This is a genomic window from Clostridium vitabionis (assembly GCF_015351765.1).
Taxonomy (GTDB): domain Bacteria; phylum Bacillota; class Clostridia; order Lachnospirales; family Lachnospiraceae; genus Clostridium_R; species Clostridium_R vitabionis.
Genome location: NZ_JADKQA010000009.1, coordinates 26,149 through 41,703 on the forward strand (window position 1 = coordinate 26,149; position 15,555 = coordinate 41,703).

General features: G+C 55.9%; 14 protein-coding genes and 1 pseudogene. 11 read left to right on the forward strand and 4 right to left on the reverse strand.

The window, feature by feature from the left end; genetic code table 11:
* Positions 1–24: 24 nt before the first annotated feature.
* The gene (locus ISF27_RS12345) at positions 25–933 is read right to left on the reverse strand and encodes a helix-turn-helix transcriptional regulator (protein WP_194611788.1); all 909 of its coding nucleotides are present in this window, start codon (positions 931–933) and stop codon (positions 25–27) included.
* A gap of 136 nt (positions 934–1,069) precedes the next feature.
* Here ISF27_RS12345 and kduI point away from each other — a divergent pair, with 136 nt between their 5' ends.
* Both kduI and ISF27_RS12355 read left to right on the forward strand, forming a co-directional pair.
* On the forward strand, positions 1,070–1,936 hold the full coding sequence (gene kduI / locus ISF27_RS12350; RefSeq protein ID WP_194611789.1) for a 5-dehydro-4-deoxy-D-glucuronate isomerase: 867 nt from the start codon (positions 1,070–1,072) through the stop codon (positions 1,934–1,936).
* A 165-nt stretch (positions 1,937–2,101) separates the two neighbouring features.
* Positions 2,102–2,899: pseudogene (locus ISF27_RS12355) on the forward strand (gluconate 5-dehydrogenase); the annotation flags it as partial.
* Between the two features lie 216 nt (positions 2,900–3,115).
* Here the strand turns inward: ISF27_RS12355 and ISF27_RS12360 are convergent.
* Entirely contained in the window at positions 3,116–3,454 is a 339-nt protein-coding gene (locus tag ISF27_RS12360) for a cupin domain-containing protein (protein WP_194611791.1), read from the reverse strand.
* A 201-nt stretch (positions 3,455–3,655) separates the two neighbouring features.
* On the opposite strand from ISF27_RS12360, the gene ISF27_RS12365 reads away from it, so the two are divergent.
* The 7 genes from ISF27_RS12365 to ISF27_RS12395 all read left to right on the forward strand — a co-directional run bounded on the left by ISF27_RS12365 (position 3,656) and on the right by ISF27_RS12395 (position 11,334).
* Entirely contained in the window at positions 3,656–5,197 is a 1,542-nt protein-coding gene (locus ISF27_RS12365; protein ID WP_194611792.1) for a sensor histidine kinase, read from the forward strand.
* An 87-nt stretch (positions 5,198–5,284) separates the two neighbouring features.
* On the forward strand, positions 5,285–6,268 hold the full coding sequence (locus tag ISF27_RS12370) for a response regulator transcription factor (RefSeq protein WP_194611793.1): 984 nt from the start codon (positions 5,285–5,287) through the stop codon (positions 6,266–6,268).
* Positions 6,269–6,520: 252 nt separating this feature from the next.
* On the forward strand, positions 6,521–7,633 hold the full coding sequence (locus ISF27_RS12375; protein ID WP_407926091.1) for a TRAP transporter substrate-binding protein: 1,113 nt from the start codon (positions 6,521–6,523) through the stop codon (positions 7,631–7,633).
* Between the two features lie 72 nt (positions 7,634–7,705).
* Entirely contained in the window at positions 7,706–8,275 is a 570-nt protein-coding gene (locus ISF27_RS12380; RefSeq protein ID WP_194611795.1) for a TRAP transporter small permease, read from the forward strand.
* On the forward strand, positions 8,276–9,583 hold the full coding sequence (locus ISF27_RS12385) for a TRAP transporter large permease (RefSeq protein ID WP_194611796.1): 1,308 nt from the start codon (positions 8,276–8,278) through the stop codon (positions 9,581–9,583). It abuts the gene before it with no gap.
* A gap of 171 nt (positions 9,584–9,754) precedes the next feature.
* Positions 9,755–10,252 carry a YcxB family protein gene (locus tag ISF27_RS12390; RefSeq protein WP_194611797.1) on the forward strand — a complete coding sequence of 166 codons (498 nt, stop codon included), beginning with the start codon at positions 9,755–9,757 and terminating at the stop codon, positions 10,250–10,252.
* On the forward strand, positions 10,249–11,334 hold the full coding sequence (locus ISF27_RS12395; RefSeq protein ID WP_194611798.1) for a TRAP transporter substrate-binding protein: 1,086 nt from the start codon (positions 10,249–10,251) through the stop codon (positions 11,332–11,334). The genes ISF27_RS12390 and ISF27_RS12395 overlap by 4 nt, the downstream gene beginning before the upstream one ends.
* A 114-nt stretch (positions 11,335–11,448) precedes the next feature.
* Here the strand turns inward: ISF27_RS12395 and uxaC are convergent, their stop codons facing one another.
* Positions 11,449–12,879, reverse strand: coding sequence for a glucuronate isomerase (gene uxaC / locus ISF27_RS12400; RefSeq protein ID WP_194611799.1), 1,431 nt, complete (start codon positions 12,877–12,879; stop codon positions 11,449–11,451).
* A 318-nt stretch (positions 12,880–13,197) separates the two neighbouring features.
* The gene (locus ISF27_RS12405; protein WP_194611800.1) at positions 13,198–14,196 is read right to left on the reverse strand and encodes a LacI family DNA-binding transcriptional regulator; all 999 of its coding nucleotides are present in this window, start codon (positions 14,194–14,196) and stop codon (positions 13,198–13,200) included.
* Positions 14,197–14,530: 334 nt separating this feature from the next.
* On the opposite strand from ISF27_RS12405, the gene tnpA reads away from it, so the two are divergent.
* Both tnpA and ISF27_RS12415 read left to right on the forward strand, forming a co-directional pair.
* Complete coding sequence (gene tnpA, locus ISF27_RS12410; RefSeq protein ID WP_194611801.1) at positions 14,531–14,932, forward strand: IS200/IS605 family transposase; 402 nt, start codon at positions 14,531–14,533, stop codon at positions 14,930–14,932.
* Between the two features lie 8 nt (positions 14,933–14,940).
* On the forward strand, positions 14,941–15,555 hold a 615-nt coding region (locus tag ISF27_RS12415), incomplete at its 3' end, for a transposase (RefSeq protein WP_235986399.1).

A 15,555-nucleotide genomic window follows, 5' to 3' on the forward strand; every position in this document is an offset into this window, starting at 1 on the left:
CAGATGAAGCTGCAACATGCGTTCTTAGTACCCCTCCGTCAGCGCCACATACTTTTTCGGCGAGACGCCAACCGCCCTGGTAAATGCCTTCAGGAAGTTGCTGTAATCCCGGAAGCCGCAGGACATGCAGGCCTCGGTGACGGACGATCCGCCCGAGAGCAGCTCCTTGGCGATGGTGATGCGCTTGGCGGTGATGTAGCGGTTCAGGGTCGTGCCGGTCTCTTCCTTAAAAACCCTGCAGATATTCGAGCTGCTCATATAGAAATTCGTGGCGAGCTGGTCAATCGACAGCTCGCTTTTGATATTCTGGTTGATGTAGGAGAGGATCGCGTCAACCTGCTCGCGGTGGGTCGCGTTCCGGTAAATGGGCGCGCGGCTGTCCGGACATGGTGTTCCCTCCTCCGGCTGCTCGGCAAGGCGGTTGTGGCTGCGGAAGGCAAGATTCAGAAACAGGAGCAGTTCCATGAACGTCGTCCGGTCGAGAATATCCTCGCCCTCCTGGCCTTCATTTTCCTGAAAACGGTGGATAAAATACATGAACCGCTTCTGTTCCTTGTCCGTGAGCGAGATCCTGTGGCCGCAGATCTGGTCGTGGGCGGAAAAGCAGTGGTTGAGGTCGGTTTTTTCCGTGCTCAGGGAGATGAGGTAGGCAGGGTCGATCGAGATGACGATGCGCTCGTGGGTCGCCTTGTCCAGCTGGGACAGGTAGTGGCTCTCAAACTGGTTGATAAAGAAGATGTCGCCGGGATGAAAGTCATAAAAGCGGTTGTCGATGAGAAACTGCCGGCCGCCGGAGATCGAGTAGTAGATTTCGTAGGTGTCGTGAATGTGCATTTTCATGGGGATATCGTCGTTGTACAGGTGGGCGACGGCGAAAGAGCGGGTTTCTTTGCAGCTCTGAATGGCCTTGGTGCAGGAAGAAAAGATTTGCATAGTTCACCTCCGGAAAGTATTCTATCACAGCGAAGTGCAGGATTTGCATGATTTTCGATAATTTTTGCAGAGAAACGGAAAATATTCCGATGTACGATAGAGGCATGAAGATCATCTTGGAACAGGAGGGATACCAATGGAACTGAGAACAGCCTCATCTCCGAGGGATGAAAAGAATTATGACACCCGGAGATTACGGGATGAGTTCGTCGTGGAGAAGATTTTCTTCGAGGACGAAATCAAGCTGGTGTACAGCCACATTGACAGGATTATTTTCGGCGGCGCGATGCCGGTCTCGAAGACGCTTCGCCTGGAAGCCGGCGCGGAACTGCGGGCAAAGTATTTCTGCGAGAGAAGGGAGCTCGGGATCATCAACATCGGCGGCAGCGGCGTAGTCACCGCGGACGGTGTTGCGTACAAGATCGGCGAGCGGGACGGCATCTACATCGGCATGGGCACAAAGGAGATTTCCTTTGCCTCCAATGACGCCGGACATCCCGCGAAGTTCTACCTGGCCAGCGGCCCGGCGCACAAGGCGTATCCGACGAAGAGAATTTTGCGGGACGCGAAAGCGGAACATGCTTCCGATGTCGAGATTCTCGCGGAGAACAAGAAGGAGCTGGGGACGCTCGAGGATGCCAATCACAGGACAATCTGCAAGTATATCCTGCCCGGCCAGGTCGAGACCTGCCAGCTCGAGATGGGCATGACCCATCTGGAACCCGGCAGCGTCTGGAACACGATGCCGTGCCACACGCATGACCGCCGCATGGAGGTTTATCTGTATTTTGACCTTCCGGAGGACGCTTTTGTCATGCATTTCATGGGCGAGCCGACAGAGACGCGCCACGTTGTCCTGCGCAATGAGCAGGCGGTCATCAGCCCGAGCTGGTCGATCCACAGCGGCTGCGGCACGCGGAATTACACCTTCATCTGGGCGATGGTCGGAGAGAACCAGGATTTTGACGACATGGATGAAGTGAGAATGCAGGATCTGCTTTGAGGCAGGACACCCGCGGGGGTTCCGCATTCTGCGGACATCTGCATTCCGCGGGACACCCGCGTTCTGCGAGATATCTGGATCCTGCGGGGGCAATCATACTTTGCAGGACATCGGGGATCCGCGGGACAGCGGGATCACAGGATTGGATAAGAAAGGAAAAATACCATGGGAATTATTGATAAATTCAGACTGGACGGAAAAGTAGCATGGGTGACGGGCGCATCCTACGGCCTTGGCCTTGCGTATGCGGAAGCCTTCGCCGAGGTTGGCGCGAAGATTGTCTTCAATGACATTAACCAGGAGCTGGTTGACCGGGGGCTTGCCGCATACAAGGAGAAAGGCATTGACGCCTACGGCGCGGTCTGCGATGTGACGAATGAGGACCAGGTCAACGCCTTTGTCAAGGATGTTGAGGAGAAGATCGGTACGATCGACATTCTGGTCAACAACGCGGGAATCATCAAGAGAATCCCGATGATCGAGATGACGAAGGCACAGTGGGACCAGGTCATCAATGTCGACCTGACCGGCCCGTTCATCTGCTCCAAGGCGGTTCTGCCGAAAATGATTGAGAAGAGGAGCGGCAAGATCATCAACGCCTGCTCGATGATGTCCGAGCTCGGCCGTGAGACGGTCGCCGCATACGCCGCGGCAAAGGGCGGCCTGAAGATGCTGACCAAGAACATCTGCTCGGAGTATGGCCAGTACAACATTCAGTGCAACGCGATCGGACCCGGCTACATCGCGACGCCGCAGACGGCTCCGCTTCGCGAGAAGCAGCCGGACGGCTCGATGCACCCGTTTGACCGGTTCATCCGTTCCAAGACACCCGCGCAGCGTTGGGGACAGACGGAGGATCTGCAGGGGCTTGCGGTATTCCTGGCATCCCCGGCATCGGATTTCATCAACGGCCAGGTCGTATACATCGACGGCGGCATTCTTGCCTATATCGGGCAGGATCCGTCCCAGCTCGATGAGTCGAAATTTGCCGACGTGCAGGAGAAAGAGCACGTAAAGGTAGCGGATCAGTAAGACAATCAGGGGAGGCCATCCGGAAGGACGGTTTCCCCGATCCGTTTTCCCATAAGGAGAAGGGGGCTGCCCTGGCAGCCCCCTTCTCCTTATCCAGGTGCACCCGCATGGATGGGCACCCCGGATCATCCCATTTTCCCGGGAGGGTCAGTCCTTCACAAAATCTTTCCGGTAGGGTGTGAAGGTATCGATCAGGACACCCGCCTCGAGGCAGACGCAGCCGTGCTCGACCCCGTTGGTCTTGCAGAGGGTATCCCCCTCGGTGACGATGTGGGTCTCCCCATCGATTGTGAACTCGAATTTCCCGCTCTTCACATACGTGATCTGCGTGTGCGGGTGGTGGTGCATGGCGCCGACGGCGCCCTTGGCGAAGGTGTTCTCAACCACCATCAGGTCGTCGGAGTACGCGAGCACGCGCCGCACTACGCCCTTCCCATTGTCTTCTGCAACAGCATCCTTGTAAAATACCCAGCGGTCATTTTTCATTGTGTTTTTCCTCCATAAAGTGTTACTGCTCAGCACATGCTGCCAGTATAGCACAAATCACCGTACAGATGGTATGATAGAACTATTGTGACCGGGGAAATGGGACAGAACGGTTGAGATGGGAAATGAACGGCTGAGGTAAAGAAAGACGGCGCAGGCGGGGCATTGGCGCCTGCCGTGGACGGTCTTTCGAAGAATGGTATGAAAAAGATGAAAAATTTCTGGCTGGCGATGCCGATCCGCGAGAAGGTAAGGTTTTTCGTCACGGCGCTGTTATTTGCCCTCGCGGCAGCGGCTGCCTTCAATATCTATGCGATGAATTATTCTACCGACGCGACCGATCGGATCCTGACGGCGACATCGCGGTGCGAGACCGCGCAGCGGGCGATGCAGCAGGAGGAGGCGGCGTTCAAGGCATATATTCACAATCAGACGGAGGAATCCGGCAAGACCCTGCACGAGGCGATTCTCCACACCGAGAATTCGATTGACCTTTTGCCGGGGGATTACCGCGCGGTCGGCGCGGAGCGCTATGCGCGGACCTGGAATATCCGGAATGCCTACAGTACCTACGGGGAGGCCAGGGACCGGCTGCTCGGGAAGAACCCGGAACAGAGCGGATCGGTCAGTGAGCTGTATGATCTCTACGATATGCAGGCGTACCTGGACCGGTATTTTTCTGACCTTTTGAAGGAAACGGTTGAGGCGGGGAGCGCTTCTTACCAGGCCATCTATCCCAAACTGCATTCATTTCCGTATATTCTCATCCTGTTTTCCGGGATGATGTTTCTGGCGATAGTGAGTTTATCGGATATCTTTACCCGTGCCCTGGTCACGCCGATCACGGTGCTCGCGCAGGCGGTCCGCAGAATCATCCGGGGCGGTTTTGATGAGCCGGATGTCGAGGTCGGGAATAAGGATGAGCTGGGCGAGCTGGTTTCCGCGTTTAATAAGATGAAACATTCGGCGAAGGCCAACATTGAGACACTCAAGGAAAACCAGGTGCTTTCGGAAAAACTGCACCAGGAGGAGCTCGACCGCACCGTCATGGAAAAACGGCTGGAAACGATCCGACTGAATCTCCTGCAGTCCCAGATCAACCCGCACTTTCTCTTTAATACGCTGAACACCATTTCCGGCATGGCGCAGATCGAGGAGGCGGGCACCACGGATCAGATGATCCGGGCGCTCGCGGGCATTTTCCGATATAACCTGCATACCGCCGAACAGTTTGTCTCCCTCACGCAGGAGCTCGCGGTTGCCGGAAATTATATGTATCTGCAGAAAATGCGCTTTGGCGACCGGCTGGCCTATCGGGCGGATACCGGCGGCGTGGACACCGACCAGGTGATGGTACCTGTCTTCCTGCTGCAGCCGCTGATTGAAAACGCGGTGAACCATGGGGTGCTCAAAAAGGAGCAGGGCGGCAGCGTTGAAGTCCGTGTCCGGCTGGAAGGCGGCAATGTGCATATCACGGTCAGCGATGACGGGGTCGGCATGTCCGGGGAAACCTACCGGAAACTCATGGCGGGACTGGAGAAAGCGGATTCGCCGGCGGGGATTGCCGCCGATCCGGGAGAAGAGCGCCCTGTCGGTATCGGCCTGGGCAATATTTATCAGCGGATTCACCAGATCTACCGCGAGGGGCAGGTGCGGATCACGACAAAGGAGGGGGAGGGTACCCGGATCGAGATCCTCCTCCCGCAGGATGAAAAGGTGATTCGGGAGGAGAATCCGGCGTGAGGGGAAGAGGGCGCTTCCTGCTGCTGCCGGGGATTGGCGGGACACTGCCAGGACCTGGGAGACATTGCCGGGGATTGGAGGGACAGAATGTATCAGGTGATCATTGCGGATGATGAGGTCATTGAGCGCACGGTGCTCGGCAGAAAACTGGAGAAGGCCTTCGGCGACGGCATCTGCCTCAGGCAGGCCAGAAATGGCAGGGAAGTTCTCGCCCTCTATCACGAGAAGCCGGCGGACATCCTGATTCTGGATATTGAAATGCCGGGGGTCACCGGCCTTGAAGCCGCGGAGCAGATCCGCGCGGAGGGGGCGGGCTGCGGGATCATTTTCCTGACCGCCTTTGACGAGTTCGCCTATGCGAAAAGGGCGATCTCCGTCCGGGCGCTGGACTACCTGCTGAAGCCCTGCGACGACAGGGAGCTGATCGCCGCTGTGGAGGAGGGCATGCGCCTGGCGGACGGGCGGCGCCGCCGGGCAGCGCAGATGGAGGGCGCGGGACGATCGGGCCGGGAAACTGTGCCGGCGGGGCGGCAGGTGCGGAACGTTTCGGCCGGGCAGGCGCAGGATCCGGCGGCCCGTGATCCCGCGCGGTTCAGCGGCGGGGCGCCTGTTCCCGGCTGGACGGATCCCGCGCGGTCCAGCGGCGGGGCGCCTGTTCCCGGCTGGACGGATCCCGCGCGGCCAGGCAGCGGGGCGGAGATCGGCGGGGACGGTATGCGCGCAGCGGAACCGGAGGTGGCAGCCGGCACCGGCGGCCAGCAGGAGAAGATCCGCCGGATTATCCGTCGGGAATACAGGAATGAGCTGACGGTATCGGGAATCGCGGATGAACTGGGCTACTCCGAGGCGTATTTCTGCAAGCTCTTCAAGCAGTATTTCGGCCAGTCCTTTGTCAGCTATCTCACGGATTACCGGATCCGGGAAGCCAGGCGCCTCCTTGCGGAGACAAATCTCAGCGTGAAGGAAGCCGGGCAGGCGGTCGGCTATGCCGACGCGAACTATTTTGCCAAGGTTTTCAAGCGCGTGACCGGGCAGTCGCCGACGGAGTACCGTGTAGACAATATGCACTAAAAATGACGACGTAATTCATGCAGTATAGACAAAAACGAGTGGAGATCCCGGGATGGGCTCTCCTTTTCTATTCAATAGTTCCAAAACAGGACAAAATATTACCCGGAATGACAAAATAATGCCCTAACGCATGAAAGCGCTTACCGATATAATAGAACCATAGAAAGTCCGGAGGGACATCCGGACAAAATCAGAGGATATAGGGGGTAAATTATGAAAAAAAGGTTAGTAAGTGCAGTTCTTTGCTCAGCAATGGCAGCTTCGATGCTCGCCGGCTGCGGGCTTTCCAGCCCGAAGAGCTCAACAACCGCTGCGACAACCGCTGCGGCAGCAGAGACGACAGCGGCAGCTTCTGAGGCGGCAACCAAGGAAGCGGCGGGAACGACCGAAGCGGCAGCTGACTACAAGGTCAATGAGGCTGCGAAGGCTGATCCGGCGGTTACCCTGACGATGGCAGAGGTTAACCCGGTTGACAATACCGTCTGCGGCGCGATGGATACCAAGTTCAAGGAGGCTGTTGAGGCGATGTCCGGCGGCTCCATTACGATCGACCTGCAGGGTTCCGGCGTCCTCGGCGTTGAGGCCGATGTCCTGGATGGTATGATCGGCGGCACGGGCACGGTAGATATCAGCCGTATTTCCGCATTTGCCCTGACCTCCTACGGCACCAAGAAGTCCGTACTTCTTTCCCTGCCGTACACCTTCAAGGACAGAGACCACTTCTGGAATTTTGCCAACAGCGATCTCGGCCAGGAATTCCTGAATGAGTCCGAGGAGCTCGGCCTTGGCGTGAAAGGCCTGTATTACGGCGAGGAGGGCTTCCGCCACTTCTTCACGGTTAAGGATAAGCCGATCAAGACGCCGGATGACATGAAGGGTATGAAGATCCGTGTTTCCAACGACCCGATCATGACTGCCATGGTGAACAGCCTCGGCGCTACACCTTCGCCGGTTTCGATGTCTGAGATCTATGCTTCCATGCAGAACGGCACCATCGATGGCGCTGAGCAGCCGACCGTGAACTACGCCGGCAACAGCTTCCAGGAGGTTGGCCCGAACCTGACCCTTGATGGCCACACCCTGGGCGCTATGATGACCGTCATCTCCGATAAGTCCTGGGATAAGCTGACCGACAACCAGAAGCAGGTGATCCAGGATGCCGGCAAGATCGCTTCCGATTACTGCAGACAGGTATCTGAGTCCAAGGAGAACGATGTTCTCGACCAGCTCAAGAGCCAGGGCATCAACATCATCGATGTTCCGGATAAGTCCGCATGGCAGGCAGCCTGCAAGCCGATCGCTGACCAGTACGCAGCTGGCGACCTCGCTGACACCTATCAGAAGATTCTTGATCTTGCAAAGTAATCTCTGACCCAAACGTAACAGACGGTGCCCGGACAGAAAGTTCGGGCACTTTTTAAAGGAGGGCAAGAATTTATGGCTTCATTCATCAATGCAATGAAAAAAGCCGAGCCGCTCTACAATGTTGTCTACAGTGTATTCCTGACGATCTGCAAGCTGCTGCTGATCGCGGACATCGTGATCACAACCTGGATTGTACTCGCAAGGTACATCACAGTCATTCCTGCGCCGAACTGGGGCGAGGAGCTGATCCTTACACTGATGGCGTACATGGCAGTCCTGTCGGCGGCACTGGCAATCCGGCGCAACGCGCACATCCGCATGACCGCATTTGACCGCTATCTTCCGGTCAAGGCAGTCGAGGGGCTTGACCTGGTTGCGGATATCGCGGTTTTAATCCTGGCTCTGGTCATGCTGATCAGCGGCTGGAATTACGCTTCCGGCATCGGCGCCAAGGGCACCTACATTTCCATGCCGTGGTTGTCCAAGTTCTGGCAGTACTTCCCGATTCCCCTTGCCGGCATTGCCATGATCTTCTTTGAGGTTGAGCGCATCATCATCGACCTGGAACATCTGGCCGGCATTTACGGCGAGCTGGGCATTGATACTGAAGCCGAAGAATTAAAAGCCAGGGAGGGCAAATAAATGGCATACAATACAGCTGCGATCGCAGTGCTCCTTGTCAGTTTCCTGGTCATGGTCTTCCTGCGCTTCCCGATCGCGTATTCCGTAGCAATTTCCGCAATTCTCTGCCTGGTCTACCAGGGCCTGCCGCTGGCAACCCTGTCCCAGCAGATGGTGAAAGGAATTTCTTCCTTCTCCCTGATGGCTGTTCCGTTCTTCATCACGATGGGCGTCCTGATGGGATTCGGCGGCATCTCGGAGAAACTGCTGGATCTCGCCGATGCCTGCGTCGGCTGGATGACCGGCGGCCTCGCGATGGTAAATATCGTCGCCTCGTATTTCTTCGGCGGCATCTCCGGTTCCGCTTCCGCCGATACCGCATCACTCGGCTCCCTCGAGATCCCGATGATGGTAGACCGCGGATATGATGTTGATTTCTCGACAGCAGTAACAATTTCGTCTTCTGTCGAGGGCATGCTGGTTCCGCCTTCGCACAACATGGTCATCTACGCGACGACAGCCGGAGGCATTTCCGTAGGCTCCCTGTTCCTCGCGGGATATCTTCCCGGTGCTGTCCTGGCTGTCAGCCTGATGATCATTTCTTACATCCTGTCGAAGAAGAGAGGATATCCGAAGGGGGATGCTTTCAGCGCAAAGCGCCTGTTCAAGGAGCTGCGCACCTCCCTCTGGGCACTGTCCTCGATCCTGATCGTTGTCATCGGCGTAGTCGCCGGGGTCTTCACGGCGACAGAGTCCGCGGCTATCGCGGTCATCTACTCCCTGCTGGTTTCGATCTACATTTATAAAGGACTTACCTGGAAGGGTGTGTGGTCGGCGCTGAATCAGTGCGTGGATACCCTCTCGATCGTCCTGATCCTGATCGCAACCTCCAATGTCTTCGGCTACTGCCTGACGACGCTGCATGTACCGCAGCTGGCGGCAAATGCGATCACGGGTGTTTCTGATAATCCGTATGTGATCGCAATCCTGATTAACCTGATCCTGCTCGTTCTCGGCATGATCATGGATATGGCGCCGATCATCCTGATCTCCACGCCGATCCTCCTGCCGATCGCGCAGTCTATCGGTATCGATCCTGTCCAGTACGGCATCATCCTGGTGCTCAACTGCGGTATCGGTCTTCTGACACCGCCGGTTGGCTCTGTCCTGTTCATCGGTTCCGGTATCGCGAAGAGGCCGATGGAGAAGATCGTCAAGGAGATGCTTCCGTTCTATCTGTTCATGGTTGTCGCCCTGTTGATCATCACCTTCATCCCCGCCGTATCCCTGTGCATTCCGTGGGCGTTTGGCTATGCGGGCGGAAGGTAAATGTCCTCCACTCGGCAAAGTTTCCGGAGCACCGGCTGTCCGCAGCCGGTGCTCTTTGTTATAATGGGAACAGGGATTCCGCATAACGGTTACCAGGAACCTTTAGCTTCCCCCGCGCGATAGCCGCAGGGGAAGCCAGGACAGCAGGATAGGGAAAGGCAGTACACAACGATGAAATATGAATATACCTTCCGGAATACGGCCGGGGATTACGCACAGTTTTATCTCGGCAATACCTACCATTCGATGATGGCGGCTGTGAATGTGATCTTCACCGCAGCCATGATCGCGCTCGCTGTCGCGAAATTCGGCAGCTTTGGCATCGTGGCGAGGGCACTCAATATCTTTGGCATCATCCTGTTCCCGGTCATCCAGCCGCTTGCGATTTACCTCCGCTCGATGAAGGACGCGGAGCGGGTGAACAAGGTGGATACCTGGATCGGCTTTGATGATGCCGGCATGCACATCAGGGTCAAAGATCATGAGCAGCTGATCCGCTGGAACGATTTTTATCCGATCGTGAAGAGAAAGTCTATGCTGGTGGTTGCCCCGGACGGCATACACGCGTATATCCTGACCAACCGGATCCTCGGTGAGACCAAGGATGACCTGTATGCATATGCTGCCGGCAGGATCAATGCGCTGTCGGTTCATAAGGATGGAAAATGAGAAAGTTCTGGATATTGCGCCGGGTGCTGCTGGCGGCTGCACTCACCGCGGGTCTTTCGTCCTGCGCGGCAAAGCAGCCGGCGAAGGTGGCGCCGGGCGCGGTCGATAATATGGCGTACGAGGATATTCCGACGCTGAATAACGACCAGACGGTTGTCTACAAGGATGTCACTCCGGATTTTGTGCTGACCTACGCGGAAAACCAGACCGAGGACTATCCGACAACGCAGGCGGGATACCGTTTTGCCCAGCTGGTCAATCTGCGCAGCCGGGGGAAAATCCAGGTCAGGCTCCACGCGGACGCTGTCCTCGGGGACGAGGCATCGACAGTCAAGCAGCTCCGGATCGGCGGGATTGACCTGGTCCGCGTGTCGATGTCGACGGTGGTGGGATATCATCCTGAGAGCACGGTCCTGATGCTCCCGTATATCTACCGGGATTCGGAACATATGTGGAACGTTCTTGACGGGGAGATCGGCCGGGAGGTTGCGGATGGCTTCACGGGCATGGGGTTCACCCCACTGGCCTATTTTGATGCCGGCGTCCGGAATTTCTATTTCCGCGCCCCGGTGCACAGCGCTGAAGAGATGCAGGGCCTGCAGATCCGTGTGCAGCCGTCCGGGCTGATGCAGGATATGGTCAAAAGTCTCGGCGCGTCCCCGGTCGTTGTGGCCTATGAGAATGTCTACGCGGCGCTGGACAAGGGGACGGTGGATGGTGCGGAGAACAACTGGTCCTCCTATGTGGCCATGAGGCACTATGAGACGGCACCGTATTTTGTTGAGGACGAGCACATGCGGGTTCCGGAGATGCTTCTCCTGTCCGATGTGGCCAGGGGGAAGCTCGGAGAAGATCATATGAAGGTGATCGCGCAGAGCGCGGCAGACGCCGGGCACTATGAGCGGTATCTCTGGAAGATATATGAGGAGAAATCCCGCCAGAGGGCGCTGAATAAAGGCGTGACCGTGATTTCCCTCTCCGAGGAGGAGAAGGGGAAGTTCCGGGATGCCGTCAGCCCGCTGTACGAGAAATACTGCGGGGATCACATGGATCTGGTGAATCAGATTGAACAGACACCGTAGGGACAGGAAAAGGCCGCAGCCTTCGCGAATCACCTCGTGAGGGCTGCGGCCTTTCCGCACACTGGAATTCTGCGGAACGGTTATTCGTTCGAACTTAGCAAATTTGCTTTACCTTCAGATGCCGAAATAGCGGGCGGCGTTCTTGTAGCTGATGCCCTCGACGATCTTCTTCAGGGATGCCTCATTTGCCGGATACTCGCCGTTCTCCACCCACTGGCCGATCAGGTTGCAGGCGATGCGGCGGAAATAGTCATGCCGTGTGTAGGAGAGGAACGAGCGGGAGTCGGTCAGCATGCCGACAAAGTTGCCGAGGATGCCGAGACGCGCGAGGGACTTCATCTGCGCCTCCATGCCGTCCCGGGTATCCAGGAACCACCATGCGGCGCCGAGCTGCATTTTCCCGGGAACCTCGTCGGACTGGAAGCAGCCGAGGCAGGTGGTAATCTGGTCGAAATCGCTCTGGTCCAGGGAGAAGACGATGCACTTGGGCAGCTCATTTTTCTCATCGAGCGCGGAGAAGAAGTCCGCAAGCTCCTGATAGCACAGGCTCTTTGCGGCCATGTCAAAGCCGGTGTCCGGCCCCTCGAGGCGGAACATCCGCTTGTTGACATTTCTGGAGCAGGAGTAGTGGATCTCCATGACGATATTCTCCTGATGATACTTGCGCGCGAGGGAGAGCAGGACCGTCGTCTGGTACTCGTCGATCTCCTTCTTGGTCAGCACCTCGCCGCTCATGGCCTTGCGGAAGACGCGGTCAGCCTCCTCGATGGTGCAGGGTGCAAACGGGACATAGTCCAGGCCGTGGTCAGACGCCTTGCAGCCGTGGGCCTTGAAGAAGTCGATCCGGTTGTCCAGTGCCGCGCAGACGTCCGCCGCGGACTTGATTTTCATGCCGGCGGCCTCGCCGAGCTGGCCGATGTACTCCGCAAATCCCGGACGCTGGATGTTGACAGCCTTGTCCGGACGGAAGGACGGGCAGACCTGGAAGCCCAGATCCTTGATCTCCGCAAGCTTCTCATGCCATTCCAGCGTATCCGCCGGGTCATCCGTGGTGCCGATGTAGGCGACGTTGGACTGGCGGATGATGCCGCGGACCGTCAGGTTCGGGTCATGCTGCAGCATGTCGCTGGTCTTGTCCCAGATCTCCTTCGCGTTGTCGGCGGTCAGGGGCTCGGTGATCCCGAAGTACTTCTTGAGCTCCAGATTGCACCAGTGGTACAGCGGGTTGCCGATGGACATTTCAAGCGTCTTGGCAAGCTCCATGAACTTGGCAAATGGGTCGGCGCTTCCGGTGACGATGTCCTCGTTCACCCCGTTCGAGCGCATCAGTCTCCACTTGTAGTGGTCGCCGAAGTAGGTGCCGTCCGCATTGCGGCCGCCCAGCCAGACTTCCGCGATGTTGTTGTAGCGGCGGTCCTCATAGATCTCCTTTGGGGAAATATGGCAGTGGTAATCAACGATCGGCAGGCTCTCCGCGTAATCGTGGAAGAGATGCTTCGCTGTATCGTTATACAGCATGAAATCCTTGTCCATGAAACTCTTCATGACAAAACCTCCTTATTTGTTTAGTCAAGATGCATGAAGAAATAGTGTTTTGTAACCGCTTACATAAAAGAATAAACCAAACCCCTGGGGTTTGTCAATTGTAACCGCTTACATTTTGCATAAAATTTATAAGCGTCCGGCACATGCCTGGGATGCCGGCAAGACGGGCGCCTGCGGGGCAGATGTTCCGGCCATCCAGCCTGTGAGACGGGCGCCTGCGGGGCAGATGTTCCGGCTATCCAGCCTGTGAGATGGCGCCACGGGCGGCTTTGCGGGTTATCCCGGGCAGGCGGCCAAGCGCCGCGGCGGCTCCGCGGGTCAGAAATCCGTGGTGTTTCTCCTGATTAGCCGGCAGGGGATCGCGAGATTCCTTTCGACATCCTTCCCGCCGTCCAGAACCCGGATCAGGCGCTCCGCGGTCTGTTCGCAGATCTCCCTTGTCCCGTTGTCGATGCTGGAGAGCTCGGGTTCACAGCACTCGGCAAAGGTGGAGTTGTTGTAGCCGACGATGACGAGATCCCCCGGGATCCGCATCCCCCTGGCGCAGGCGTATTTGACCGCGCCGACCGCGATGCTGTCGTTGACCGCGAGGACGGCATCAAAGGAGAGGCTGCGGTACTGGAGCAGGAGATCGCGGACCTCGTGGATGCCGGAAGGGACATGCATCTTGAGATCGCCCAGAAGCGGGAGGCCGGCATCGCGGAGCGCCTGCTCATACCCCTCGAGCTTTTCCCTCGCGCTGTAGGAGCGGGAGTCGGACAGGAACAGGATACGCTTCCTGCCGTTTGCGGTCATCGAAGTGACCGTGGCGTATACCGCTTCCCGGTCATCGCTGACCGTGGAATAAATATTTTCCCCCTCGACAGAGCCGTTGATAATGAAGACCGGAACCTGCGCCGCCGCGCTGCGGATAAAGTCGGTATCCTTCTTTTCGTGGCCGGCGTAGGTGGAGCCGACGAGGATGAGGGCATCGATCTGCCGGGAGAGCAGCGCCCTGGCGCAGGCTTCCTTTTTCTCCTGCGCAAAGCCGCTGCTGGAAAGGACATAATTGTACCCGTGGGAGAGAAGCTGTGTTTCCAGAAAAGAAACGCAGCTGGACATGAACAGGTCGGAAATCTCCGGAACCATGATGCCGATGACGTGCATGGTGCCCTGCCCGAGACCCTGGGCCAGGAGATTCGGCGTGTAGCCTTCCTTCTGGATCACGGAGAGAACCTTCTGGCGGGTTTTTCCGGAGACCTTGTCACTGCCGTTGAGAACGCGGGAAACCGTCGCGATCGAGACGCCGGAGAGCCGCGCAATATCATAGATGTTCATGGTTTTTATCCTCGGTATGTCCGCTGCCGGGGGCAAATGGCGGAAAAGTCCGCCGCCGGCAGGAAATGTAAACGCTTACATTACGATCATACGCGATACGGAAGGGCATTGCAAGAGGGGGAGGCGCAGGCAGTCCTGGCCAGAAGGCATTTTTCAGGAAGACAATATTTTCAGACGATCCCCAAGAACCTCGGACAAAGCGGAGAGAACCGCTGCCTTATAATCCATGTGGGCGAGAAAACCCACGGTTTCAACCGTGAGGATGATAGCCCACCTCTTTACTTTTTGTAGATAATATATTGAACAATATCTACAAATGTGCTACTATATATTTATGAAGAATGAATATAAACATACAAAAACAACTGTATCATTGATTAACTACCATTTTGTATTTTGTCCTCGATACCGCAGAAAAATATTTAATATCCAAGGCGTTGAGGATAGATTTAAAGAACTTACTACTGCTGAATGTAAAAAACAAGGTATTGAGATCCTTGCTATGGAATGTCATATAGACCATGTACATATTTTCGTCAGTGTACTGCCAACTATGTCCATTCCAAACATAATGAAGCAGATTAAGGGCTGTACTTCATTTCAATTAAGGGAAGAATTTCCACAGCTTAAAGCAATGCCGAGTCTTTGGACTCGAAACTATTTTGTAAGTACAGCAGGTAATGTAAGTTCCGAAACGATTCAGTGGTATGTAGATACCCAAAAAACAAGACCTTAGGTGTAAGTATGAACAAAGGTGTTAAGTTTAGGGCGTACCCCAATAAGGAACAACAAAACTTAATAAACCGAACACTCGGATGTTGCAGGCTCATCTACAACAAAGGTCTTGCCATGCGTAACGATGCCTATTCCAATGGCGAAAAGACTGGCTATAACCAAACATCTGCTATGCTCACAGACCTTAAAAAGCAGGCTGACTTTGCTTTCCTGAAGGATGTTGATTCTATTGCACTCCAGCAGTCTTTGAGGGATTTAGACCGTGGATTTAAAAATTTCTTTGAGAAACGTGCAAGACATCCGCAGTTCAAAAGTAAGCATAATAACCACCAGTCATACAGAACCATCAATCAGGGCGATAACATCCGCATAATCGGGAAGTATATTAAGCTCCCGAAGCTCGGGTATGTCAAAATCAAACAGTCCATGGAAGTCGGGCATATCAATAATGTCACGGTAGAACATACTCCTACGGGTAAATACTTTGTAGTTCTGAATGTTGACTTTGAGCCAGAGTTTCGACCAAATGCAGGCTGCATGATTGGCATTGATGTCGGCATAAAGGAGTTTTACTCCGACAGCAACGGCAATGTCGTCAATAACCCTAAGTATTTAGAGAAGTCT

Bases quoted from the DNA above. Each gene is read 5' to 3' on its own strand.
- ISF27_RS12405 (WP_194611800.1), bottom strand. From the start codon at position 14,196: ATGAACATCTATGATATTGCGCGGCTCTCCGGCGTCTCGATCGCGACG.
- uxaC (WP_194611799.1), bottom strand. From the start codon at position 12,879: ATGAAGAGTTTCATGGACAAGGATTTCATGCTGTATAACGATACAGCG.
- ISF27_RS12375 (WP_407926091.1), top strand. From the start codon at position 6,521: ATGGCAGCTTCGATGCTCGCCGGCTGCGGGCTTTCCAGCCCGAAGAGC.
- ISF27_RS12395 (WP_194611798.1), top strand. From the start codon at position 10,249: ATGAGAAAGTTCTGGATATTGCGCCGGGTGCTGCTGGCGGCTGCACTC.
- ISF27_RS12385 (WP_194611796.1), top strand. From the start codon at position 8,276: ATGGCATACAATACAGCTGCGATCGCAGTGCTCCTTGTCAGTTTCCTG.
- ISF27_RS12380 (WP_194611795.1), top strand. From the start codon at position 7,706: ATGGCTTCATTCATCAATGCAATGAAAAAAGCCGAGCCGCTCTACAAT.
- ISF27_RS12360 (WP_194611791.1), bottom strand. From the start codon at position 3,454: ATGAAAAATGACCGCTGGGTATTTTACAAGGATGCTGTTGCAGAAGAC.
- tnpA (WP_194611801.1), top strand. From the start codon at position 14,531: ATGAAGAATGAATATAAACATACAAAAACAACTGTATCATTGATTAAC.
- ISF27_RS12345 (WP_194611788.1), bottom strand. From the start codon at position 933: ATGCAAATCTTTTCTTCCTGCACCAAGGCCATTCAGAGCTGCAAAGAA.
- kduI (WP_194611789.1), top strand. From the start codon at position 1,070: ATGGAACTGAGAACAGCCTCATCTCCGAGGGATGAAAAGAATTATGAC.
- ISF27_RS12365 (WP_194611792.1), top strand. From the start codon at position 3,656: ATGAAAAAGATGAAAAATTTCTGGCTGGCGATGCCGATCCGCGAGAAG.
- ISF27_RS12390 (WP_194611797.1), top strand. From the start codon at position 9,755: ATGAAATATGAATATACCTTCCGGAATACGGCCGGGGATTACGCACAG.
- ISF27_RS12370 (WP_194611793.1), top strand. From the start codon at position 5,285: ATGTATCAGGTGATCATTGCGGATGATGAGGTCATTGAGCGCACGGTG.